Annotated in this window: 19 protein-coding genes and 1 pseudogene; 14 read left to right on the forward strand and 6 right to left on the reverse strand. The window is 40.6% G+C overall.

Annotation, left to right across the window (positions count from 1 at the left end):
* Positions 1 to 62 precede the first annotated feature (62 nt).
* From HMPREF1504_RS10565 to HMPREF1504_RS07020, 3 genes and pseudogenes are all read left to right on the forward strand, one after another.
* Positions 63 to 275 (forward strand): annotated as a pseudogene (locus tag HMPREF1504_RS10565) (hypothetical protein); the annotation flags it as partial.
* 411 nt (positions 276 to 686) lie between these two features.
* Positions 687 to 950: a type II toxin-antitoxin system Phd/YefM family antitoxin gene (locus tag HMPREF1504_RS07015; protein WP_038124701.1), complete on the forward strand. Its 264-nt coding sequence runs from the start codon at positions 687 to 689 to the stop codon at positions 948 to 950.
* Positions 947 to 1,429 (forward strand): GNAT family N-acetyltransferase, encoded by a 483-nt coding sequence (locus HMPREF1504_RS07020; RefSeq protein ID WP_038124703.1) that lies wholly within the window; start codon positions 947 to 949, stop codon positions 1,427 to 1,429. Before HMPREF1504_RS07015 ends, HMPREF1504_RS07020 begins: the two co-directional genes overlap by 4 nt.
* Positions 1,430 to 1,522: 93 nt before the next feature.
* On the opposite strand, the gene HMPREF1504_RS07025 is transcribed toward HMPREF1504_RS07020, so the two are convergent.
* Genes HMPREF1504_RS07025 through HMPREF1504_RS07040 form a run of 4 tightly spaced genes read right to left on the reverse strand, consistent with a single transcriptional unit; the run spans position 1,523 to position 5,175 of the window.
* Positions 1,523 to 2,623 carry a metal ABC transporter permease gene (locus tag HMPREF1504_RS07025; protein WP_038124705.1) on the reverse strand — a complete coding sequence of 367 codons (1,101 nt, stop codon included), beginning with the start codon at positions 2,621 to 2,623 and terminating at the stop codon, positions 1,523 to 1,525.
* Positions 2,620 to 3,483 (reverse strand): metal ABC transporter permease, encoded by an 864-nt coding sequence (locus HMPREF1504_RS07030; protein WP_005381446.1) that lies wholly within the window; start codon positions 3,481 to 3,483, stop codon positions 2,620 to 2,622. The genes HMPREF1504_RS07025 and HMPREF1504_RS07030 overlap by 4 nt, the downstream gene beginning before the upstream one ends.
* Positions 3,480 to 4,211, reverse strand: coding sequence for a metal ABC transporter ATP-binding protein (locus HMPREF1504_RS07035; RefSeq protein WP_038124707.1), 732 nt, complete (start codon positions 4,209 to 4,211; stop codon positions 3,480 to 3,482). The genes HMPREF1504_RS07030 and HMPREF1504_RS07035 overlap by 4 nt, the downstream gene beginning before the upstream one ends.
* Positions 4,212 to 4,233: 22 nt before the next feature.
* Positions 4,234 to 5,175, reverse strand: coding sequence for a metal ABC transporter solute-binding protein, Zn/Mn family (locus tag HMPREF1504_RS07040; RefSeq protein WP_038124710.1), 942 nt, complete (start codon positions 5,173 to 5,175; stop codon positions 4,234 to 4,236).
* 462 nt (positions 5,176 to 5,637) lie between these two features.
* On the opposite strand from HMPREF1504_RS07040, the gene HMPREF1504_RS07045 reads away from it, so the two are divergent.
* From HMPREF1504_RS07045 to cooS, 4 genes are all read left to right on the forward strand, one after another.
* The gene (locus HMPREF1504_RS07045; RefSeq protein WP_005378233.1) at positions 5,638 to 6,114 is read left to right on the forward strand and encodes an energy transducer TonB; all 477 of its coding nucleotides are present in this window, start codon (positions 5,638 to 5,640) and stop codon (positions 6,112 to 6,114) included.
* Positions 6,115 to 6,177: 63 nt separating this feature from the next.
* Positions 6,178 to 6,528 (forward strand): energy transducer TonB, encoded by a 351-nt coding sequence (locus tag HMPREF1504_RS07050; protein ID WP_038124712.1) that lies wholly within the window; start codon positions 6,178 to 6,180, stop codon positions 6,526 to 6,528.
* A 325-nt stretch (positions 6,529 to 6,853) separates the two neighbouring features.
* Entirely contained in the window at positions 6,854 to 8,482 is a 1,629-nt protein-coding gene (locus tag HMPREF1504_RS07055; RefSeq protein ID WP_038124714.1) for a phosphoenolpyruvate carboxykinase (ATP), read from the forward strand.
* A 685-nt stretch (positions 8,483 to 9,167) separates the two neighbouring features.
* Positions 9,168 to 11,321, forward strand: coding sequence for an anaerobic carbon-monoxide dehydrogenase catalytic subunit (gene cooS / locus HMPREF1504_RS07060; protein WP_038124716.1), 2,154 nt, complete (start codon positions 9,168 to 9,170; stop codon positions 11,319 to 11,321).
* Positions 11,322 to 11,942: 621 nt separating this feature from the next.
* Here the strand turns inward: cooS and HMPREF1504_RS07065 are convergent.
* On the reverse strand, positions 11,943 to 12,728 hold the full coding sequence (locus HMPREF1504_RS07065) for an MBL fold metallo-hydrolase (protein ID WP_005384379.1): 786 nt from the start codon (positions 12,726 to 12,728) through the stop codon (positions 11,943 to 11,945).
* Between the two features lie 160 nt (positions 12,729 to 12,888).
* On the opposite strand from HMPREF1504_RS07065, the gene HMPREF1504_RS07070 reads away from it, so the two are divergent.
* Positions 12,889 to 13,488, forward strand: coding sequence for a TetR/AcrR family transcriptional regulator (locus HMPREF1504_RS07070; protein ID WP_038124718.1), 600 nt, complete (start codon positions 12,889 to 12,891; stop codon positions 13,486 to 13,488).
* A gap of 373 nt (positions 13,489 to 13,861) precedes the next feature.
* Here the strand turns inward: HMPREF1504_RS07070 and HMPREF1504_RS07075 are convergent, their stop codons facing one another.
* The gene (locus HMPREF1504_RS07075) at positions 13,862 to 15,199 is read right to left on the reverse strand and encodes an MFS transporter (protein ID WP_005384381.1); all 1,338 of its coding nucleotides are present in this window, start codon (positions 15,197 to 15,199) and stop codon (positions 13,862 to 13,864) included.
* A 317-nt stretch (positions 15,200 to 15,516) separates the two neighbouring features.
* On the opposite strand from HMPREF1504_RS07075, the gene HMPREF1504_RS07080 reads away from it, so the two are divergent.
* From HMPREF1504_RS07080 to HMPREF1504_RS07105, 6 genes are all read left to right on the forward strand, one after another.
* Positions 15,517 to 16,203, forward strand: coding sequence for a Crp/Fnr family transcriptional regulator (locus tag HMPREF1504_RS07080; protein WP_038124720.1), 687 nt, complete (start codon positions 15,517 to 15,519; stop codon positions 16,201 to 16,203).
* Between the two features lie 72 nt (positions 16,204 to 16,275).
* A complete protein-coding gene (locus HMPREF1504_RS07085) occupies positions 16,276 to 19,950 on the forward strand; it encodes a nitrate reductase subunit alpha (RefSeq protein ID WP_038124722.1) in 3,675 nt (1,224 codons plus the stop codon).
* The gene (narH, locus tag HMPREF1504_RS07090) at positions 19,940 to 21,367 is read left to right on the forward strand and encodes a nitrate reductase subunit beta (protein ID WP_038124724.1); all 1,428 of its coding nucleotides are present in this window, start codon (positions 19,940 to 19,942) and stop codon (positions 21,365 to 21,367) included. Before HMPREF1504_RS07085 ends, narH begins: the two co-directional genes overlap by 11 nt.
* On the forward strand, positions 21,367 to 21,891 hold the full coding sequence (narJ, locus tag HMPREF1504_RS07095) for a nitrate reductase molybdenum cofactor assembly chaperone (protein ID WP_005381454.1): 525 nt from the start codon (positions 21,367 to 21,369) through the stop codon (positions 21,889 to 21,891). The genes narH and narJ overlap by 1 nt, the downstream gene beginning before the upstream one ends.
* Positions 21,888 to 22,559 (forward strand): respiratory nitrate reductase subunit gamma, encoded by a 672-nt coding sequence (gene narI / locus HMPREF1504_RS07100; RefSeq protein WP_005376692.1) that lies wholly within the window; start codon positions 21,888 to 21,890, stop codon positions 22,557 to 22,559. Before narJ ends, narI begins: the two co-directional genes overlap by 4 nt.
* A 294-nt stretch (positions 22,560 to 22,853) precedes the next feature.
* A complete protein-coding gene (locus HMPREF1504_RS07105) occupies positions 22,854 to 23,465 on the forward strand; it encodes a hypothetical protein (protein ID WP_038124727.1) in 612 nt (203 codons plus the stop codon).
* Positions 23,466 to 23,514 lie beyond the last annotated feature (49 nt).

Below are 23,514 nucleotides of genomic sequence, written 5' to 3' on the forward strand. Positions count from 1 at the left end.
AGAAGGAATAACTGTACATTGTACATCGTCAAAATTGTACATTCTTATATTGACATTTACATACAATATTAGATACTTTCACAGGTAAAAGGATTGAGTTACCTCAGTATCAACAGGAGTATAGTGAAAGTGAATTCGAGGTCATTACAGAGACTTATAACTGGGGCCGAGCTGTATTCCAAGGTTGGTTATGGACCGAAGGAAATCCTGTACATTGTATAATGAACATATACTTTACAGGTGACATGTTATATATAATTGATGAGAGCTTGTAAAATAAATCTTTCAACATAAACAAATGGGAGAAAATAATCATGGGCTATAAAAATGTATGTACTAACTGTCGAATCGCCTTATCGGAGGGCACGAATTATGAGTTATTTAATACAAATAAAACCTGTCCTATATGTAAAGGTAAAATGTACTTTGTAAATGAGAAGTTTAAAGCTCCTAAAAAATCTAATGATAAAGAGTGGAAGATTATAGAGTATTTGTTGTTAAGTGGCTATGATTTTAGGAATCCCATTTATGGTACTGAAAGATACATGTATTTTGAGTTCCCAAAGAACTTACAGGAGGCGGAGGCATTCGTGCGTGAGATGAGAAAGTTATAGTAAACTATATGAGCAAAGCTCTTTAATGATATATAATTGAGTAACTAAATTTTACAGAGAGGAGGCAAAACTATGTGTGAAGTAACAATAACACAAGCTACATCAGAATTGCCTATGCTTGTAAAAAAACTACAGACAGGAGAAGAGTCTGTTGTGTATATCAAACAAGATGGACGGACTGTAGCGCAGCTTACACTATCTGAAGACACTAGACAAACAGAGTCTAAAGTGGATGTGTCGAAACGTATAGGCATTGCAAAAGGTAAATTTAAAATGCCAAAAGATTTTGATAAATGGGATAAAGATATAGAAGAAATGTTTGGAGATACAAGATGAATATACGAAAAGCCACTACTGATGATTTAGACATTGTTACAAATATAGAATCCACCTGTTTCCCACCAGCCGAAGCAGCCCCTCGTGAAGCGTTTAAAGAGCGCCTTGCTCATTATGCAGACCATTTCCTTATCATTTTTGATGGTGATACAGCTATCGGTTTTATCGATGGATTTGTAACGGATGATGAAGTCCTAACCGATGAGATGTTTGCTGATGCATCTATGCACAATCCTTATGGGGCATGGCAGATGATATTTGGCCTAAATACAATGCCAGCGTATCGCAATCGTGGTGTAGGGGGGCAGTTGATTGAGGCTTTCATAAAATTGTCAAAAGAAGAAAATCGAAAAGGCGTTATTTTAACATGTAAGAAAGAAAAGATTCATTATTACGCCAAGTTTGGCTTTGTAAATGAAGGCGAGTCTGTATCTGATCACGGCGGTGCTAAGTGGTATCAGATGCGTGTTGTGTTCTAGCCATATAATTAAATATAAAAGAAGAAGCTGAAATCTTGCAGATTAGCATTGGTTTCAGCTTCTTTTTTGTTGGGAAAAGTAATGGTATTGTATTTAAATAATTTCTTTAACTTGCGCCACGCCTTTATCGGTCAGCATATAGTACCCATTTGTTACATACAACAAGCCTTGTTTCTTAAGGTGTGATGCGGCTTGGTGTGTATAGTCTGGCTTCCAGTTCAAGTGTTCGTGAATGGTGCCGATACCGTTTTCAATGGCCGCCACAGGTGTATTCATATGGGTATAGATGTGGCAGAGCATCATCGTTTCTCGATAGTGACGACGCAAGTGGCGTTGGCGAAGATAGGTTGCGATATAGCCTGTCTTTGGCGTGCAAATAACGGCAATTAATAATGCGAGACCGATCGTTGTTGCGATAGCACCTGCAATGGATACGTCTAGGGTGAAAGCGACTTCTGTACCGATGACAGCACAGATAATGCCGATGATGATACTGCTAGTGAGCATGGCTTTCACAGAGTCCGTCCATAAATAAGCGATAACCGCAGGTCCGATCATGAGGCCGATAACGAGGATGGCGCCTACTGCTTGGAATGAAGCCACCACGGTAAGGGATACCATGGTCATCAGCACGTAGTGGATGAGGGCGGGCATAAAGCCGAAGAGCCCTGCTAATAGTGGATCGAAGGTAGATAGCTGCAATTCCTTGTAGAAGAGCATAACTAATACGAGGTTGATTACCGCTACCCCTAGGGATATCCATAGTGATACAGGACCTAAGTCGGTACCGTTTAGAATCCATCTGTCGAACGGGGCGAATGCGATTTCCCCTAGAAGTGCCGTATCTACGTCAAGGTGTGCGTTGCCGCTGTAGAGACTGACGAGGATGATGGCAATGGAGAAGAGGAGGGGGAAGATGATACCAATGGATGCGTCTTCGTTGACGAGGCCCGTGTTATGAATCATCTCTGTAAGCCACACTGTTCCTACGCCGACTACGGTTGCCCCTACTAAAAGCAAGGGAGAGTTTAAGTCTTCCGTTACAAAGAAAGCGAGCACGATGCCGAGAAATACGGTATGCGTAATGGCGTCGGCCATCATGGACATGCGGCGCAGCACGAGGAATACACCAGGGATAGCGCACGCGATGGATACCGCGATGGCGATGAGTAAAATCTCTGTATGTACTGTCATGGGGCACCTCTTTTCCGGAATTGCCACAAGATGCCTCTATTAGGTGCAAAAATAAGGCTCAATAGTACGATAACCGACAGAATGACGATGATGGCAGGACCTGTAGGCAGTTTTTGTACTGTTGTACTCCAAATGGTACCGCCAATAGCAGATACCATGCCGAAACATCCTGCTAGTATACACATGGTACCTAGCTTATTCGTCCACTGACGGGCCCCTACGGCCGGTGCGATGAGTAGGGAACTAATCAAGATAGCACCTACTGATTGAATGCCGATGATGATGGTCATGATCAATAGGGATCGATATAAAATGAGTGTAAAGGTGACGGGAATTTGCAATGTTTTAGCGTATTCTACGTCAAAGGAAATGAGCTTTAGCTCTTTCCAAAATAAGGCTGTTAAAACGATAATGATGAGCGCTGCTGCCGATGTAATGTACACATCGCGAGCTAATATGGTGGCGGCCTGTCCAAATATAAATTTTGAAAGCCCCGCCTGACCTGCATTGTTTAGACTTTGAAGGTAGGTGAGTAGAACCATACCAAGACCAAAGAAAGCAGATAGTATAGTAGCCAGAGCACCATCGAATTTGATTTTACTGTTTTCTACGGTGATGGTAATGAGCCATGCCGCAGTGATAGAGGACAGGGCAGCACCTATAATGAGTACCTCAATGTCTTTTATACCGGTCAGTAAGAACGCGATGACTACACCGGGCAGTGCCGCGTGGGAGAGGCCGTCACCGATGAGGCTTTCCTTGCGCAGTACTGCGAAGGTACCTGCAATACCACTGGCAAGGCCCAAGAGCGCTGTGCCGAGCAATACCATCTGTGTCGTGTAGGATTGGAGAATGGTCATACAATCCTCCCCTTGCCGTAGGTGCGCTCGATGGCTTCATCAGTAAAGGTCTCTGCTACGGGACCATAGGCAACAGTTTGCTTATTGACCATCGTTACCCAGTCGAAATATTGAGGCACCGTATTTAAATCGTGATGTACGACGATCACCGTTTTGCCGCGCGCTTTCATTTCTTGTAAAAGGGAGATAATGGCGTGCTCCGTCGTTTTGTCGACGCCCTTGAATGGCTCGTCCATGAGGTAAATATCTGCCTCTTGTACGAGGGCTCTCGCGAGGAATACACGCTGTTGTTGCCCACCTGAAAGTTGACGAATTTGCCTATTTACATAGTCGCTCATGCCCATTTTTTCAATCATGGAGAGGGCGAGCTCCTTATCCTTTTTACTTGGTCGTTTGAACCAACCTAGATGACCATAGCGGCCCATAAGTACAACGTCTAATACGGTAGTAGGAAAGTCCCAGTCTACGCTACCGCTTTGAGGGACATAGGCGATTTTCTTGTTATCCTTTTTGTCCATCGCAAGGTGGTGGTCGATATAAAACTTAACACTACCTGAGATAACTGTTAATAGGCCTAACATGGCCTTTAATAATGTAGATTTACCGGCCCCATTAGGTCCGACGATGGCCGCTAAGGAACCGATGGGTACCTTCATATCTACGTCCCATAATACGGGTTTTGTCGTATAGGCTACGGTCATATCTTCAACTTCAACGGCCCATTCCATAGAGACCTCCTTTTATCATTGTTTATTTAAGTGCTTTAGCGATGGTATCGATATTGGCTTTTACCATACCGATATATGTGCCACCTTCAGTGCCTTCAGAACCGAGGGAGTCGGAGTATAATTCGCCACCGATGGCAACGTTCCAGCCTTTAGCCTTAGCTGCTTCTTGAACGGCTTCAATTGTTTTGTGCGGAACAGAAGATTCTACGAAGATTGCTTTAATTTTGTGATCTACGATGAATTGAACAAGTTCATTCACATCTTGTGTGCCTGCTTCTGTAGCGGTACTAACGCCTTGTAAACCTTTTACTTCAAAGCCGTACGCGCGAGCAAAGTATTGGAAGGCATCGTGTGCTGTTACGAGAACGCGAGATTCTTTAGGAATTGATTCTGCTTGTGCTTTAATGTACGCATCTGTTTCATCTAATTTAGTGAGGTACGCATCATAACGCTTTTTGAAATCATCTTTGTGAGCTGGGTCTGCTTTTGAAAGTCCTTCGTATACAGCCTTGGCAGCAAGTTTCCAATTCGCTACATCGAACCAAATATGAGGATCTTTAGTTTTCACGCCATTTTCTTCGTCAAAGTCGAGTAGAGTAGCTGGATCAATAGCGTCGGACACGCGGATGGTAGCTTTATTTTGTTTCGTTAAATTGTCGAAAATGGAACCCATTTTACCTTCTAAGTGAATGCCGTTGTACACCACTACATCTGCTTTAGACATGGCAGTTACATCGCCGGCGCTCGCTTGGTAGAGGTGGGGGTCTACGCCAGGCCCCATGAGTCCTTGTACAGACACATGGTCACCGCCAATTTCTTTTACTAAATCCGTTAACATTGTAGTAGTAGCTACAACGTTTAATTTTTTCTGACTGTCTTGCGCTGCATCTTTTCCACAGCCTGCTAATGCGAACAACATCAGTGCTAATGATACGACGACTAATACGATTCGGTTGAATTTCATAATAAACCTCCTTTTATAGGTACTGAGTTTAACATCTTTGGTTATCTTGTTAACTACCCTTATTTAAGCGGAAAAATAGCCGCTACTAACGTAGCGGCTAGTGGCAGTTATACAGTTTTCTGCTAAGGTCACGATTGTTTAGTGGATGAGAGATTGTAGATGGTTTGGCCCAACGAGGGCAACGATACCAAGTACCATCATGACCTTCATTTGAATACGCTTTCTACGTCTCATGATGAACCTCCTTTGTGTAATTTTTTTGTCATATCAACTTGATATGTAAGTCCGAACAGTTATCTTGAAATCAATATATCACAAATGAGAAAAATTATCAATAAAAATTATTTTATACATATATTTTTTACTAATAAATGACATTTTGCAGTTAGGTATTTTTTTCTTCATCTTTATCGAGTATTATATATGTATATTTATTATATTAATTTTGAGGGGGAACAAACCATGAATATATTAACTCGATTCGCGTGTGCTGCTGTTCTTACATTTGCGGTAGGTGCTATGATGCCTGCTCATGCTGATGCGGCTGCGGGTAGATTTACAGAAGCACCTCGTGAGGTATCCATCGTTAAACCTACGATGCCAGCTATTCCAAATGGAATTACCGTAGCAGATCATATGCGTGTACGATTCCTAATTAACAAACAAGGCAAGGTTGAAAATGTCTTTGTAGAACAATCCTCTGGTTATGGTCCTGTTGATGAGGCTGTGAAAGCTGCTATTAGACAATGGGAATTTACGCCGGCTATTGGCACAGATCAAAAAGCCCATGCATCCATCATCGGCATGACAATTACATTGCCAAAGGGTAATGCTCCAGCTAAGTCCGGCAATGGTAAATTGACGGTAGACAAATCACAGTCTAACGATAATCATGCATCTGATGTGAATGCGAAAGCGAATGGTCCTAAGGCAAAATAAGGAGTGAAACAGTCTAGGACTCAATAATGAGAGTGGTCATAAGACTAAATGAGGAGAAAGATGATGAGTAATGTATTGCGTTGTGTTGCTTTAACGGCATTAATTATGTCCATGTCTACCGCTGTTTCTTTGGCGGCCACACCTTATGAAGCGCCAAAAGCAGTATCTACACCAGGCTTTGATTCTGATGTGCTACATGGTTATGCCGGTGATACAACTGTTGTTAATGTAAATTTTACTATTAATACAGATGGATCCGTTTCTCATGTAGAATTACAAGGGTCCACTGGTAGTAGTGATGCGGATGCATCCATTGTGAACACAATTTCTACATGGAAATTTACACCGGCTACGGATAGTAATGGCAATCCTGTAGAGGCATCTAAAACCGAATATATTGAACTAGGTGCATAAGTACATAGTGAATTTTTATAAACGCATTCTCTCAAATGATTTGTGACTTTACATACACGTATTGTTTGAGGGGATGCGTTTTATTGTTATTGTAGTTAGTGAAAGTTGTAGTTGTTAGTGTGAACGTTTTGTTTTTGATATGAAGGTAACTTTCACTAATAAATGTGTTGCACTAATTATAAATATTGCGTAATAATTGTTCTGTATGGGTACTTTCATGTATACAAATTTGTTAAAAACAGGTAAAATAGAAATTATTAGAAGTATTTTCAATACACGTACCGATAGGTTTTTATAAAGTTATACGATAAAGGTGAGGATTAGAATGGCAACACGTCGCATTTGGAATCAAAGTGAAATCAAGACAAATCCGTTATTTTCTAAATTACGCAGCACCATTGAAACTGCGTTTTATGGCAATAACGTAAAACCTGTTACATCTGTAGCAGAAGCGTATACATTGGCAACGCAAGAACCAGGTGTCATTCTTCTTGATATGCCTGTATTTAAACCAGAAGAACAAGGTTTACCAGCTGATGCTAAAATTCTCGTAACTAATGATGGTAAAACGACTGGCCGCTATGCGAAGGCTCGCCGTATCATTGGTGATGAAGGTATTGATGAAGTCGAATTAGCCGGTATCGCTCGTGATGCTGTGTATGATAGTCGCAATAAAGAATGGATTTCTACACAAGTTGTGGTTGGTCTTGATAAAAAATTCACGGCTCGTGCTCATCTTATGATTCCAAAGGATCATGCATCCATCATGTATTCTTGGGTTATGAACTTTAAATTCTTTGACGATGCAGTGAAAGAGTTCTATAACAACAGTAAAGACATCCAGGAAGGGGATATTTATATCTACTCTGACCCTGACTATGTAGTACCAGGTCATCCAGGTGGTCTTGCTATTTTTGACCCTGCTCATAACTGTGCTATGATTCTTGGCATGCGTTACTTTGGGGAACATAAAAAAGGCACATTGACATTGGCTTGGTCCTTGGCAAACCGTTATGGCTACGTAGCTTGCCACGGCGGTATGAAACGCTATAACCTTAAAAATGGTGAGTCTTTCACAATCGGCGTATTTGGTCTATCCGGTTCTGGTAAATCTACATTGACTCACGAAAAACACAATGGTCGCTATGATATTTCTATCTTGCATGATGATGCATATATCATCAATACAAATGATTTGTCCTCCGTTGCGATGGAACCAACATACTTTGATAAAATGCAGGACTATCCTGTGGAACACCCTGCTAATAAATACTTATTAACATTGCAAAACGTAGGCGTTACCCTCGATGAAAATGGTAATAAGGTCGTATTGGCTGAGGACGTGCGCAACAACAATGGCCGTGCTATTAAATCCCAATTCTGGACAGACAATCGCGTAAACCACGTGGACGAACCGGTTAATGCCATTGTGTGGCTGATGAAAGATAAAACATTGCCACCAATCCTTAAAATCGACGACCCTGTATTGGCTTCCACTATGGGCGCAACCCTTGCAACACGCCGCTCTACTGCGGAAAAACTCGATGCCAACGTCGATCCAAATGCACTCGTTATTGAGCCATATGCAAACCCATTCCGTACCTATCCGTTAGTTCGTGATTATGAAAGCTATAAAAAACTCTTCAAAGAATGTGGCGTAGATTGCTATATCATGAACACAGGATTCTTCCTTGAAAAGAAAATCCCTAAAGAAGTGACCCTTGATTTATTAGAACGCCTAGTAGAAGGAGACCTACAATTCGAACCATTCGGTGCCTATGAAAACCTATCCTACGTAGAAGTGCCAGGATTCGAACCACCATTTGATGTACGTGAATACCATCACCAACTACACCAAGCCTTTGAATTCCGCTCTGAATACGTGGAAAAACTCAAAGACAGTAAAAATGAATTACCACACGAAGTACTTGATGTACTAAAAACTTTAATGTAATACCTAAATACGGTGGCGGATAAAAAATCCTCCTCAAGCCGACACGCTACTGCGCTACGCGGAGCCCGAAGTCGTTTGAGGAGGATTTTTTTATCCTTACTCATTTAGTAAATACATTAAAGTTTTTAGCACACCAGCGTTAGAACAGACATGCTACTGCGCTGAAGCGGAGCCCGAAGTCGTTTGAGGAGGATTTTTTCATCCTTACTTATTCAGTAAGTACATTAAAGTTTTTATCATATCTGCGTTAAGAGAGGCACGCTACTGCGCTAAAGCGGAGCTAATGTTTTAAATATTTTAGATGGAGCAGTAAGATTTTGTGAAAATGATGCAGGAGAATTGTTGGTGTATATAGAATTAATATTATAAGGTGTTTATTTCTCATGAGTGCTTTTAATTCCTTTAATAAATAGGAATTAAAAATGAGTTTGTTTCATGAAATTATTATGAATTTTATAATTGAGAAACGTTGTTATAATGGGGGATTAGAGGTGATATTTTTTATAATATGTATAAAATTAGATTGACAATTGTCCTCTCAGAAAATATACTTGTAATAGATTAAAACATATTTTGAAGATAGGACTTAAAGCCCATCATTATGGTGGAATTAACTAGAAGTAAATGTAGAATATGTTTTCTTGTTATTGTCAGTTGGCCTATGTAGGCCCCTAGGAGGTTTATTATGAATAAAGATGTGGAAAACAAAAACATCCATGACCACAGTCATGACGAACATTATCATGACCATGACCATTGTGGCGGTTATCATCATCATGGTCACGACCACGACCACGACCACGATCATGAACATGGTCACGACCATAGTCATGCAAAGGCTATGCCGACGGATAAATGGGTGCCACACACTCATGAACCAGGGGTACCTCATGAACATGGTGTAAACGACTACATGAAAGCCGTTGCTGAGTATCGTAAAACCTGGCCTACAAAACAGGATGTAATTGAACAAACACCAGACCCTGCGGTACGTGAAATGATTCTTCGTATGGAGCAAATCGGTTGCGATACAGTGTTTGACCGTTTCGACAAACAACAACCACAATGTACTTTCGGTATTGCTGGCGTATGTTGTCGTGTTTGCTTCATGGGTCCATGTAAAATTACACCTAAGAGCCCTCGCGGTGTCTGCGGTGCTAATGCTGATCTTATCGTAGCTCGTAACATGACACGTGCCGTTGCTGGTGGTTTGACTCAACATGGTGCGCATGCTCGTGAAATCTTGATTTCTTTGAAGGCTGCTGCTACTGGTGAATTAGATATTCCGATTTTGGGCGAAGAAAAAATCCGTACCGTATGTAAAGCTTTCAACATTCCTGAAGAAGGCCGTTCCTTAAAAGATGTAGCTAATGATTTAGCAGATGTTCTGTTAGAAGACTTGAGTCGTGCGTTGCCAGGTGAATATAAGACGATTACAGCTATGGCTCCTGCTGAACGTCGTGAAGTTTGGAAAAACCTAGATATCTTGCCTGTTTCCGCATACAACGAAGCCTTTGATGCATACCATCGCACATGTGTAGGTGGAGATGGCGATTGGGAAAGTAATATGAAACAATTTTTGCGTTGTGGTCTTGCTTTCACATTCACTGGTGTAGTAGCTGCAGATATTGCTACTGATGCATTATTTGGTCAAGGCGGCCGCCGTACATCAAAGGTTAATATTGGTGCTTTGAAAAAAGGGTATGTTAACATAGCTGTTCATGGTCACTTGCCAACATTGGTATCTCAAATTTGTAAAATTGGTGCCTCTGAAGAGTACTTAGAAAAAGCGAAAGCTATTGGTGCGAAAGGTATCCAATTCTATGGGATTTGTTGCTCTGGTTTATCCAGTATGTATCGTTATGAAAACGTTATCCCATTGTGTAATGCAATCGGTGCTGAACTTGTACTTGGTACTGGTGCTCTTGATTGTTGGGTAGCAGATGTACAAGACGTATTTCCTGCCATTATGGACGTAGCACGTTGTTTCAATACAAAAGTTATTACAACATCTGATGCAACTCGCTTGCCAGGTGCAGAACATATCGGTTACGATCATCATCATACTAACTTGTCCGAAACTAAAGAATTGGCTCGCAAAATCTTGGATCGCGCTCTTGAAGCTCATGAATTACGTAAAGGGATGCCTGTATTCATCCCGCCATATGAAATCACTGCAGAAGTTGGTTTCTCTCCGGAATCCACTGTTAAACATTACGGTTCCTTCAAACCATTGGCAGAGGCTTTAAAATCAGGTAAAGTCCGTGGTATCGTTAATGTAGTAGGTTGTTCCAATCCTCGTGTTATCTATGAAAAAGCAACTGTAGATGTTGTTGATACACTTATTAAAAATGGCTGCCTTATCTTAACTAATGGTTGCGCATCCTTCCCATTGATGAAACTTGGCTATTGTAATACAGATGCTATTAAGAAATGTAGCCCTGCATTGCAAGAGTTCTTGGGCGATGATCAACCCCCAGTATGGCATGTTGGCGAATGTGTAGATAATGCGCGTTCCTCTGGTATCTTCGGTGGTATCGCAGCAGAATTAGGCCTTAACTTGCCTCAATTACCATTTGCTATGTCTAGTCCTGAATGGTCTAACGAAAAAGGTGTTGGTGCATCCCTCGGTTTCCGATTGATGGGGATTAACTCCTACCACTGCGTTGAGCCACCTACACAAGGCTCTGATGCTGTTACAAAATGGCTTAAAGAAGACACTAAAGATCTCTTAGGTTCCGTTATGTATGTAAATACTGATCCTGTTAAAGTAGCAGAAAAAATCTTAGCAGATATGGATGCAAAACGGGCTGCTTTAGGTTGGGCAGAAGTAAAATAATATAAACAAAAGACCCTCTCCATAATCCTCCACCGCCCAGATCTGTTCCTTCGGAACAGGGGCAAAGTCGGATTCTGAAGAGGGTCTTTTTTGTATAGGGAGAAAAGACAGAGCAAAGTCGGACGTACTGAGAGGGTTATTTCATTAGAGGTAAACTCTAAATTAGTAAATCTAAATGATGAGTTTTATTTTCTACGTTTTAGCCTAATTAATAAATATGTGTGAAAGTAGAAAAAAGAGATAGCAGACAATTTGTCCGCTATCTCTTTTAATCAAAAGTTCATCAACTTAATCTATTACGTCATTTATAACTCTGTTATACTAATAACAGGAGTCATTGACGTGAGTTAGGTTCATCACCGAAAGGTGGTGATACTATGAGTAAATTCGAGAAGGTTTATATAATTCTTTTTGTAATTTCCATAGTTGTATCTATCTTAAGTTTATTCAAATAAACTTAAGAAACGCCTAACGTAATAAGTACTGGTAATACTTACACGTTAGGCGCATCTCGTTTTACTAATTTTTAGATGAGCCTAACGCTTGCACACGTCAATGACTCTCTTTATGTTTATAGTATACCTCAATAACAACATAAAAACAACATAGGTATATAGTAACTTATAGTATAATAGTTTCTCCATCCTCAGGGACTGCTACATGGCTTTCGATATGGGTGCCTTTGATAAATTTGCGCACATCCTTACGGCTTGTTGCTGTATGATTAACTGTATCCATATGAACAGCGATGATTTTAGCTTCTGGTTTGCGTACTACCATGCGGCCAATATCTTTTGTACCCATAATAATACTATCTTCAAAGCCTAAAACTTGAGCATATCCAGTGTTCATAATAATAACGTTAGGATCGAAGCGAAGGAGAGCCTTCTCTACATCACTTGTCCAAACTGTATCGCCTACAAGGTACACAGTTGGTTCGTCTGCTGCTTCAAAAATAACGCCCATTGCATCGCCTGCTAATGGTGCGAGAACTGGATTTGCATACATTTCTATAGTGCCGTGTGAACCACCTGTTTTTCTTAATGTGATACCATTAAACTCAAGACTTTCAAAAATGATGCGTACATCATTAAAGCCTTGGGAGATAATAAGTTCTTTGTCCGCTGTATTTTGCACAAAAATAGGAAGTGACTTTGGAATAGATTTAATTGCCGTGTCATCCCAATGATCGAGATGTGTGTGTGTAACTACTACCGCAGTTACATTGCTTAATAGATTGTCCATTGATACAGGTAAATCAACCATAGGCATTCTTTGTTGATAGTTAAATGTTCCTTCAAAGCCAGGATAAGTATCTTTTGGTGCTAAGAATGGATCAATAAGAAATGTTGTGTTTTTTATTGTTAATTTTCCTGTAGCATTTCTAATGTGAGTATATTGTGTCATAGGTATCTCCTTAATTGTATTTTGAAAATCTAATCAAATAGATTACTGTTTGTAATCTCTAGAATTAGTGTACCTTGTTTTGTTATACTAGTCTCAACAATAATTGACACTGTGTTTGTTAATAGACACATTGTATAAATGTGTCTATGTAGGAGGTTATATGATAACTCGAAAAGAAATGACACGAATGTTGTTAAAAGAAGGGTTGCTTAGTTGTTTAGAAAACCATTCTTTTGAGTCTGTAACCGTAACATTGTTGTGTAAAGCATCAGGTATAACTCGCTCTACTTTTTATTTACATTATAGCAATATCATGGAAATTGTTGATGATTTAGTAGATGATGCAATCGCTTATTCGCGACCAGGAATGGTAGATAATAATAATTTACAAACTATAGCTCAAACCTTATCGGCTGCTTCTAATTCTGTTTCGTTGAGAGAAGCATACGATTCTATTTTTGATAGATTGCCCTTATGTCAGCGTATTATACGACATAAAAAGTATTTACCTTTATTTTTAGATGACCAAATTTCAGAATATGTATTGCAACGAATTATACGGAGTGAAAAAGATCGGCAAGGGCTTGTTATGGCAGAAGCACTTGGGACTTCATTTGACGTGGGTGTATCCGTTTTTGTATTTTTAGTGCACGGACTATATGCTGTTAATAAACAATATAAGTGGTCCCAAAGCGATGAATGGTTAGAAGCACAGAAAGTTATCTTTGAACTCGTTTGCCGTGGATTACAAAGAAAATAAGCATATAAGGCTCACATACTTCCTTGGTGCATCAATACATGCTCGCCTAGAAATTAGTACAGGCCTGTACTAATTTCTAGAAGAGGTATACTAGGTCAAGGCCCTAGGCCGCAGACCGTTGTGTTTGTTTCGAACGCATAAATTCATGGGCGACCGTAATTGCTGTGGCAGAAAATATAATTTACTATGTGATGCTCTAATACAGATCTAAATTCCAATAAAAGAACACCCACAATTATCCGACTTTACTAGGTCAAGGCCCTAGGCCGCAGACCGTTAAAGTAGCTGGAGGATAATTGTGGGTGTCTTTTATTACCAAGCTTAGATAGTAAATTATATTTTCTATTCCGTAGCTATAAGGTAGAACATGAATTTATACGTTCATGTTTGCCCCTTTTCTCACATAGAACCAGAAGCAAACCGCAACTGTTACGATGTTGAATGCTAGTAGTACTGCGAATGCAGGGTGAATGTTGCCGAATGTGGAGTATACGAAACCGAAGATTTTAGGTGTAATAAAGGCACCGTATGCAGCTACGGCAGCAACGAAACCTGTAATTAAAGAGGAAAGCAATGGATTGCCAAATACGTGAGGAATCATACGGAATGTAGCACCAGTTGCGAAGCCACAGCATACGAATGTCAACACGGACATAGCAAAGAAGAATGGGAAGTTGTGCATATCTACGCCAACCGCAATTAGCGCTGTTGTTGCACATAGACCGAGAAGGCTTACAAAGGTAACTTTTGTACCGCTGTTAATTTTGTCTGCTAACCAACCACCTACAGGGCGAAGTGCACCTGCTACAAGTGGACCTACGAATGCGATAGAAGCAAATGGTACTTCTGGGAATTCTTTACCTACTAATAGACCAAGTGCTGCTGCATAACCAGAGAAAGCACCGAAGGAACATGTATAAAGTAATGTAAACGCCCAAGTGTGTTTGTTCCCAAAGATTTGTACAAGATTTTTAGGATTTGGTTTTTCTAGTGGTAAGTTATCCATGAAACGTGTCATAAGTGCAAGGATAACAACGAGTGGTACGATCCACATGAAAGCTGCATTGGCAAGGTATACTGCGTTACCTTTGATGATAGCTGGTGTTACACCAAATACACTACCTAGTGCAGTAGAACCCATAGCAAATGGAGCCAAGAAGTAGATTACAGAAACACCAAGGTTACCAACGCCGCCGTTGATACCAAGAGCAGTACCTTTTTCGGATTTAGGGAAGAAGTTGCCAATGTACGCCATGGAGGACGAGAAGTTGCCGCCCGCTAAACCGATAAGGACAGTCAAAATCATGAATGTCGTATAAGAAGTTGTTGTATCTTGAACGGCAAAGCCAAGCCATACAACAGGAACTAATAAAATAAGTGTGGAAATAAATGTCCAGTTCTTACCACCGATTAAGGCCGGCATGTAGGTATATACGAAACGTAATGTAGCACCTACAAGACCTGGTAATGCGGCTAATGTAAATAATTGATCTGTTGTAAAGTTAAAGCCAGCGCCATTTAGTTGTGCTGCAATGGTTGCCCATAAATACCATACACAGAATGAAAGGGTTAATGCAATTGTGGATATAACCAGGTTTTGTTTAGCAATTTTTTTACCAAACTTTTCCCAAAATTCTGGATTTTCTGGTTGCCAATTAGCCACAATTTCGCTACGGCTTGCCCCTACTTGAGGCATTTTTAGTTCTGACATGAGAGCTCTCCTTTAACTAAAACACATGTGATAAAGGGTAGATCTTTTCACACGAATATGTGGCACATCTCGTTTAAAAGCCTTGTAAAATGTGGTACTATAATAATAGAGAGTGTGCCTAAAATCACACATTATTATATAGGACAGAATATAATGTGAATGTGACGAAAAACACACTTATATGAGAATTAATCGGTTATAATAGGGATAATATACGTAAAGTATATAGTATATGTGCCTTTTGTGCATGGCTGATTGTGAAAGCTACTTTCACAATCAATATGGACAAATGACACTGAAAGATGCACGGTGATAGTATGGAACAGGAGTTAATTAACCAGTTACTTGCATTGCCAGGAGAAACAATTCACCTTGAAAAAGGCGAGTTTTTGTTTCACGAAGGTGATATAGCAGATCATTTTTTTATTGTCTGTGAAGGGCGACTTAGTATTAAGAAATTTGAGGCAAGTGGTCATATTTTTGCTCATCGGTTGGTGGGGCCAAATAATGTGCTTGGTGAAATTCCTTTGTACGAGACGAACACCCGGACTTACGTGTTCAATGCGATTGCACGTGAAAAATGCTCGGTATATTCCATCCGTTATGATGTTTTGGAACCAGCCATTGCAAAGGACCATTCACTGGCCATTGCAATGATGAAAATCTATACACTTCATATGCGGCGACAACAAGCCAAATACAGAGATTTGTTGTTGTATGGCAAAAAAGGTGCATTCTATTCGACACTATTGCGTTTAGCTAATAGCTATGGTATTCAACGTGATGACGGTATCTATATAGACATCGCGTTAACAAATCAAGAGTTAGCTGAATTTGCTGCCACATCTCGGGAAAGTTTAAACCGCATGCTCAGTGAGTTACGAAAATTAGGCTATGTAGCCTATGATAAACACCATCTGGTAATCTGTGACTTAGATGCATTAATCGGATTACTCGATTTAGATAGCGACACGATCGATCCTAATATCAGTAATATCGAATAATTGTGGATATTCGCCCTTGTTGTTGGCATTGCTAACGCAAGGGCTTTTTTGTAGTTTTAAGGAGGACACGAGATGAGTTTATTGTCTCAGAAATTCAAGTTTCTTCGCAAGAAGGACGTATCTCCAAGCGGTCACCAAATCACAGAAGAAGGCGGTCGCGAATGGGAAAATTTTTATCGTGACCGTTGGTCCTACGATAAAGTAGTCCGCACAACACATGGCGTAAACTGTACTGGTTCTTGTAGCTGGAACATTTACGTTAAAAATGGCGTCGTAGCATGGGAAAACCAAGCTACAGATTATCCGGAAACACCGGATGATATGCCGGATTACGAACCACGTGGGTGCCCTCGTGGTGCGACATTCTCTTGGTATTTATACAGCCCATTGCGCGTAAAATATCCATATGTACGCGGCGAATTGGCTGAGCTTTGGAGAGAAGCTAAGAAAACAGCTAAAAATCCTATCGAAGCATGGAAATCTATCGTAGAAGACCCTGAAAAAGCGAAAAAATATAAATCTGCCCGTGGTATGGGTGGCTTTGTGCGCTCCACTTGGGACGAAGCGACAGAAATCACTGCAGCATCTTTACTATATACAGCAAAAACATACGGCCCTGACCGCAACGCAGGCTTCTCTGTAATTCCAGCGATGTCCATGTTGTCCTATGCAGCAGGTGCTCGTTTCCTTAACTTAATGGGTGGTTCACCATTGTCCTTCTATGACTGGTATGCCGATTTACCACCATCCAGTCCACAAGTTTGGGGTGAACAAACGGATACACCTGAATCTGGTGACTGGTACAATGCTGGCTACATCATGACTTGGGGTTCCAACGTACCGTTGACTCGTACGCCTGATGCTCACTTCTTGACAGAGGTCCGTTACAAAGGTACTAAGGTTGTATCTGTATCTCCTGACTATGCGGAATCTACAACTTCTTCCGATGCTTGGCTTAATGTGAAAGCCGGCACTGATGCGGCTCTTGCTATGGCAATGGGTCATGTTATCTTAAAAGAATATTATATCGATAAGGAAACTCCATACTTCAAAGAGTATGCTAAAGAGTTTACCGATATGCCATTCCTTGTACGCGTTGAAGACATCAACGGTGCAGTACAACCAGGTCGTTTCTTAAACGCTAAGGATTTAGGTAGCAAAGAAGACGGTGCTGATTTCCAAACTGTATTAATTGATGAAACAACAAATGAAATCGTTGTTCCAAATGGTACAATGGGCGACCGTCACACAAATCCACAAAAATGGAACTTACGCCTTGAAAACCGTAATACAGGGGCTAAAATTGACCCTCGCTTATCCGTGTTTGACCAACGCCAAGATGTGACTGTTGTTAAGTTGCCATACTTTGGTGATGAAGAGCACGAAGGCGTTATTGAACGTGCTATTCCAACTATTACAGTACAAACTGTAGACGGTCCTGTAAAAGTAACTACCGTATATGACCTTATTCTTGCTAACTATGGTATTGACCGTGGAATCGGTGGTGAAGTGGCAACATCTTATACAGATGACACTCCTTATACACCTACATGGCAAGAAAAAATCACTGGCGTAAAAGCAGATATCGCTATTGCTACAGCTCGTGAATTTGCAGATAATGCAGAAAAAACTAAAGGTCGTTCCATGATTATCATGGGTGGTGGTATCAACCACTGGTACCATGCGGATATCATTTACCGTACAATCTTGAACCTCATCATGTTCTGTGGTACAGAAGGTGTTAACGGTGGTGGTTGGGCTCACTACGTAGGTCAAGAAAAACTTCGTCCTGTTGAAGGTTGGGGCGGTATCATGACAGCTAACGACTGGAGTAAAGCGCCTCGTTTGCAAAATGGTACATCTTGGTTCTACTTTGCTACAGAACAATATCGTTCTGATTGCATCGACTTGGCAGACCGCGTATCTAAATTAGCTAAGCCTCGTTACCGTCACCCTGGTGATTACAACGTATTGGCTGCACGTTTAGGCTGGTTGCCATCGTACCCTACTTTCAATAAAGGCAGTCAAGAATTGATTAACGATGCTCGTGCAGCGGGTGCTGGTACAGAAGCAGAAATTAACCAATATGTAGCGCAAGCGTTGAAAAATAAAGAATTACAATTCTGCGTAGAAGATCCAGCGGCTAAAGAAAACCACCCACGCAACTTGTTTGTATGGCGTGCGAACCTTATCGGTTCTTCCTCTAAAGGCCACGAATATTTCTTGAAACATTTACTTGGTACAAAACATGGTGTTCTCGAAGATGATGACGCACCAGTAAAACCAGAAGAAATCAAATGGCGCGAAGCAGATGAAGCTGGTAAGCTTGACCTCTTAATCGACATCGACTTCCGTATGGCTTCTACAGGCTTGTATTCTGATATTGTATTCCCAGCGGCTACATGGTATGAAAAAGAAGACTTGTCTTCTACAGATATGCATCCATATGTACACGTATTCCAAGCGGCTGTTGATTGCGCATGGGAAACTAAATCTGACTGGGATACATTCCGTACCCTTGCAGAAACAGTATCTCGCGTAGCGAAAGAGTCTGGCTTCACAGAATACGAAGATATCGTAGCATTACCTCTTGGTCATGATAGCCCAGGTGAAGTGGCTCAACCAGAAGGTAAGGTTCTCGACTGGAGCAAAGGCGAATGTGAACCAATTCCTGGTAAAACAATGCCGAACCTCGTTCATGTAAAACGCGATTATAGTAAAATCTTTGAAAAATACATTGCATTGGGACCTAACATCGAAAACAAAATGGGGGCTCATGGCATGGCTTGGGATGTATCTGATGAATATCAAACATTGTACGCACAAAATGGTGTCATCGATAATCCAGAATTCATTTCTCATGGCCGCCCTAGCATTTACGAATGTAAGGACGCTTGTAACGCCGTATTGACATTGTCCTCTTGTACAAACGGTAAATTGGCTGTTCGCTCTTGGAAAGCAATGGAAGAAAAAACAGGCCTTTCTGGTCTTGAAAAGAACGCAAAAGGTCGTGAACAAGAAAAAATTACTTTCGATGACATGGTTCGTCAACCACGCTTCATCATTAGCTCTGTAACAAGTACTGGTAAGAACGATAAAAACCGTCGTTATTCTCCATTTACTACATCTACAGAAGATAAGGTACCATTCCGTACCGTAACAGGTCGTCAATCCTTCTATTGTGACCATGAAATGATGCGCGATTACGGTGAAGCTATGGCGTTGTACAAACCGGTATTGTCCTATAAACCAGTACAAGGTGACTACAAACAAGAAGGTGTTCCTGAAATCACATTGAAATACTTAACACCACATCACAAGTGGTCTACACATAGTATGTATTTCGATAGCCAACAAATGTTGACATTGTTCCGCGGTGGTCAAACTATTTGGCTCAACGAAGACGATGCAGCAGAAATTGACGTTAAGGATAATGATTGGGTAGAAGCTTTCAATAAAAACGGTATCGTTGCAGCTCGTGCTGTAGTTTCCCCACGTATCCCTCGCGGTATTTCCTATATGCACCATTCCCAAGACCGTCACATCAACGTTCCTGGCGCGAAAGTTAAGAAACAACGCGGTGGTACGCATAATGCACCAACTCATATTCACATGAAACCGACACACATGATCGGCGGTTATGGCCAATTGAGCTATGGCTTTAACTACTATGGCCCAACTGGTAACCAACGTGATATGACAATTGTGGCTCGTAAAATGAAGGAGGTAGATTGGCTTGAAGATTAAGGCTCAAGTATCTATGGTCCTAAATTTGGATAAGTGTTTGGGTTGTCATACATGCTCTATCACTTGTAAAAATACATGGACGAACCGCGAAGGCGCGGAATATATGTACTTCAATAACGTGGAAACTCGCCCAGGCGTAGGTTACCCACGTCATTGGGAAGACCAAGAAAAATGGAAAGGCGGCTGGACATTAGATAACTCCGGTAAATTAGCTCTTTCTACAGGTTCTAAAACAAATCGTTTGATGAAATTATTCTTCCATCCTGAACAACCAGAGTTGAAGGATTACTTCGAACCTTGGACTTACGACTATGAAACATTGATTCATGGTGGTCGTAAAAACAACCAACCAGTTGCTCGTCCTCGTTCCCTTGTGACTAAACAAAAAATGGAAGTTACTTGGGGTCCTAACTGGGATGACGATTTAGCAGGTGGTCAACATGCTCGTTCCGATGTGAACTTAACTAAGATGGGTCAAGATATCGTATTTGACTACGAAGAAGTATTTATGCGCTACTTGCCACGTCTTTGTAACCACTGCTTGAACCCTGCATGTGTAGCTGCATGTCCATCTGGCGCGATTTATAAACGCGACGAAGATGGTGTGGTTCTCGTATCTCAAGATGTATGCCGCGGTTGGAGACATTGTGTTCCATCTTGTCCATACAAAAAAATCTTCTATAACTGGGAAACTAATAAAGCCGAAAAATGCGTATTCTGTTACCCACGCTTAGAAAATGGTTTGCCTCAAATCTGTGCTGAAACTTGTGTAGGTCGTATGCGCTATGTTGGCGTTGTATTCTACGATATGGACAAAGTAGAAGCTATGGCAGCTACAAAAAATGAACAAGATATTTACGAAAATACATTAGATTTGATTTTGGATCCTCATGATCCAGAGGTTATCAAAGCGGCTCGTGCAGAAGGCATCTCTGAAGCATGGATTAAAGCAGCTCAAAAATCTCCTGTATACAAACTTGTAAAAGAGTGGGGCGTGGCATTGCCATTGCATCCTGAGTACCGTACATTACCAATGGTTTGGTATGTGCCACCACTTAGCCCAATCTTGCAACGTGTAACATCTGATGTATACTTGCCAGATGCACATGAAATGCGCGTACCTGTACAATACCTTGCTAACTTGTTTACAGCAGGTAATACAGAAATCTTAGCTCGTACATTGCAACGTGTTCTCGACATGCGTGAATACATGCGTCGTCGTGAAACAGGTGACGGTCCTATTGAACACAAAGTTGATTTAACAGAAGATCAAATGTACGGTATGTACAAATTGTTGGCATTGTCCAAATATAATGATCGCTTTGTTATCCCAGCTGATGTGAAAGTATCTCGCGAAGGTCGCCTAGAAATGCAACATAATCGCGGATTTGCTTGCCCAACAGGGGGATGTCAATAATGAAGGATGCTCAGAAAATCGCTCTTATTGCGTCATTTCTTCTACGCTATCCTGATGAACAATGGTATAACGAATTACCTGAATGGAGAGAGGACGCCCAATCCGTTGGGCATCCTCAACTTCGCCAAGGTTTATTAGAATTCTTCGACTATGTAGAGGAATCCGATAAAAAAGAATTTGAAGACCAATATGTTCGTACCTTTGATTTTAGTCAAAATACAACGATGTATTTATCGACTTATGAATTGCAAGGTACTGGGGAACAAGCAGAAGAACTCGTTAAATTTAAAGCGTTCTTCCTAGAAAACGACTATGATTTGCCAAAAGAAATGCCAGACTATATTCCAGCACTTCTTGAATTATGTGCCGTTATCGATGATGAAAAAGCAAAAGAAATTTACGACTATTGTAAACCAAAATTGGAATACATTAGAGAACGCTTCATTGAGGCTAAATTGCCTTATGCATTCTTGTTTGATATTATCTTGTCTGTTGCAAATGGATTGGAGGACGGTGCACGATGAATCTATTCCTTTGGGGCGCTTTGCCTTACATCGCTTTCACCTTCTTAATCGTAGGTACTTTGGTTCGTTTCTTCTACTTTGAAAGAAACTGGACTACAAAATCGAGTGAATTTTTAGAGAAAAAACAATTGCGCATTGCCAATCCATTGTTCCACTTTGGCTTGCTTTGCGTTATCGGTGGTCACGTAGTAGGTGTGTTGATCCCTAAAACTTGGACTGCTGCAATCGGTATTAATGACCATATGTACCATCAAGGTGCGTTATACATGGGTGCTGTAGCGGGTATCATCTTCATCGTAGGCTTCTTGCTTTTGATGAAACGTCGCTTTACTGTGCCTGCTATGAAAGTTAATACATCTGGCCTTGATAAATGGTTATACTTGTTCTTAACATTAGCTATTTTTAGCGGTATGGCTGGTACATTGCTTAATGCATCTGGTTTCTTTGATTACCGCGTATCCATCGGCCCTTGGTTCCGTAGCCTAATCTCCTTTATGCCGGATCCATCCTTGATGGAAGGCGTACCATTCATGTTTAAATTCCACATGTTAGCGTGGATGGTGGTAGCTATTATCTTCCCATTTAGCCGTTTGGTACACTGCTTGAGTGTTCCACTCAACTACTTAGCACGTCCGTTCATCGTATATCGCAAACGTGATCGTGTATAATTGAATACTTGAAACTTTATATCGATTGCATGCGGTATACTAGTTTTTTTTATAGCCCTCATGGTTGTGAAAGCTGTCGCTTTTACGGCTGTGAGGGCTTTTAGTATTTATCTGCTCTTGGATAGTATTTAAAGTCTATATTATAATATGGGCATATTCCTGCTATATGAGTAATATTCATGTTTTTATGTGAGATTGGTATACATTTTCACTTTACTATGAGAATGAAAATTGGTATTATCTTATGTGGAATTATTTAACATCATATATATTTAACTGTGAGGAGTCTCGGTAATGGCAGAAGTAGTGAAGAAACAATTTAAGAGTAAGTACCATATTCTTATTTGGATTGCTGTGTTAGCACTCATCTTAATGGGAATGGTAGAATATGGGTATGTGACTGGCGGCAGACCATTTGGTAACTGGAAGGTTCATTTAGGTTTAATCCCTTATGCAGCTTGGCTTGTGTTGACATATATTGCAACAAAACCAAAATGGTTTATCAAACGATACAATCCAAAAGAAATGTTTGAAGTACATCGTATAGTAGGTATTGTCTGCGTTGTCTTAGTCTGTGCTCACTGGTATGTATACTTCTTAAAGGCCGTAAACTCTTTCTTAGGTTTTTGGGGCGGTTATATCTCCCTTGGAGCCATGTTTATTGCTCTTATCTTTGGTGTACTATACTTAACACCTTGGATTGGAAATATGGCAAAATCCGTATCTCGTAAGAAAGCGATTTGGATTCATCGTTTAAATCTTATTGCCATCATTGCAGCAAACATTCATGTTCATGGTTTTGGTCGTTTGTCCAAAATGGTACCATTCTTACCTGTATTTGATGTATTAACATATGCATTGGTAATCTACTACATCTACTGGATGATTAAACAAAAACAATACTAAGAATATAGTATATATTTTTTATAAATAGAAGCTCTCGTCTATTACTAAG

The sequence above is a fragment of the Veillonella sp. ICM51a genome (genome assembly GCF_000524355.1).
Lineage (GTDB): Bacteria > Bacillota > Negativicutes > Veillonellales > Veillonellaceae > Veillonella > Veillonella atypica.

Excerpts from the sequence above, each read along its gene's own strand:
- HMPREF1504_RS07105 (WP_038124727.1), top strand. The coding sequence starts at position 22,854 with ATGGCAGAAGTAGTGAAGAAACAATTTAAGAGTAAGTACCATATTCTT.
- HMPREF1504_RS07045 (WP_005378233.1), top strand. The coding sequence starts at position 5,638 with ATGAATATATTAACTCGATTCGCGTGTGCTGCTGTTCTTACATTTGCG.
- HMPREF1504_RS07025 (WP_038124705.1), bottom strand. The coding sequence starts at position 2,623 with ATGACAGTACATACAGAGATTTTACTCATCGCCATCGCGGTATCCATC.
- HMPREF1504_RS07070 (WP_038124718.1), top strand. The coding sequence starts at position 12,889 with ATGATAACTCGAAAAGAAATGACACGAATGTTGTTAAAAGAAGGGTTG.
- HMPREF1504_RS07040 (WP_038124710.1), bottom strand. The coding sequence starts at position 5,175 with ATGAAATTCAACCGAATCGTATTAGTCGTCGTATCATTAGCACTGATG.
- HMPREF1504_RS07080 (WP_038124720.1), top strand. The coding sequence starts at position 15,517 with ATGGAACAGGAGTTAATTAACCAGTTACTTGCATTGCCAGGAGAAACA.
- HMPREF1504_RS07085 (WP_038124722.1), top strand. The coding sequence starts at position 16,276 with ATGAGTTTATTGTCTCAGAAATTCAAGTTTCTTCGCAAGAAGGACGTA.
- HMPREF1504_RS07030 (WP_005381446.1), bottom strand. The coding sequence starts at position 3,483 with ATGACCATTCTCCAATCCTACACGACACAGATGGTATTGCTCGGCACA.
- narJ (WP_005381454.1), top strand. The coding sequence starts at position 21,367 with ATGAAGGATGCTCAGAAAATCGCTCTTATTGCGTCATTTCTTCTACGC.
- cooS (WP_038124716.1), top strand. The coding sequence starts at position 9,168 with ATGAATAAAGATGTGGAAAACAAAAACATCCATGACCACAGTCATGAC.
- HMPREF1504_RS07075 (WP_005384381.1), bottom strand. The coding sequence starts at position 15,199 with ATGTCAGAACTAAAAATGCCTCAAGTAGGGGCAAGCCGTAGCGAAATT.
- HMPREF1504_RS07020 (WP_038124703.1), top strand. The coding sequence starts at position 947 with ATGAATATACGAAAAGCCACTACTGATGATTTAGACATTGTTACAAAT.
- HMPREF1504_RS07050 (WP_038124712.1), top strand. The coding sequence starts at position 6,178 with ATGAGTAATGTATTGCGTTGTGTTGCTTTAACGGCATTAATTATGTCC.
- HMPREF1504_RS07065 (WP_005384379.1), bottom strand. The coding sequence starts at position 12,728 with ATGACACAATATACTCACATTAGAAATGCTACAGGAAAATTAACAATA.
- HMPREF1504_RS07035 (WP_038124707.1), bottom strand. The coding sequence starts at position 4,211 with ATGGAATGGGCCGTTGAAGTTGAAGATATGACCGTAGCCTATACGACA.
- HMPREF1504_RS07015 (WP_038124701.1), top strand. The coding sequence starts at position 687 with ATGTGTGAAGTAACAATAACACAAGCTACATCAGAATTGCCTATGCTT.
- narI (WP_005376692.1), top strand. The coding sequence starts at position 21,888 with ATGAATCTATTCCTTTGGGGCGCTTTGCCTTACATCGCTTTCACCTTC.
- HMPREF1504_RS07055 (WP_038124714.1), top strand. The coding sequence starts at position 6,854 with ATGGCAACACGTCGCATTTGGAATCAAAGTGAAATCAAGACAAATCCG.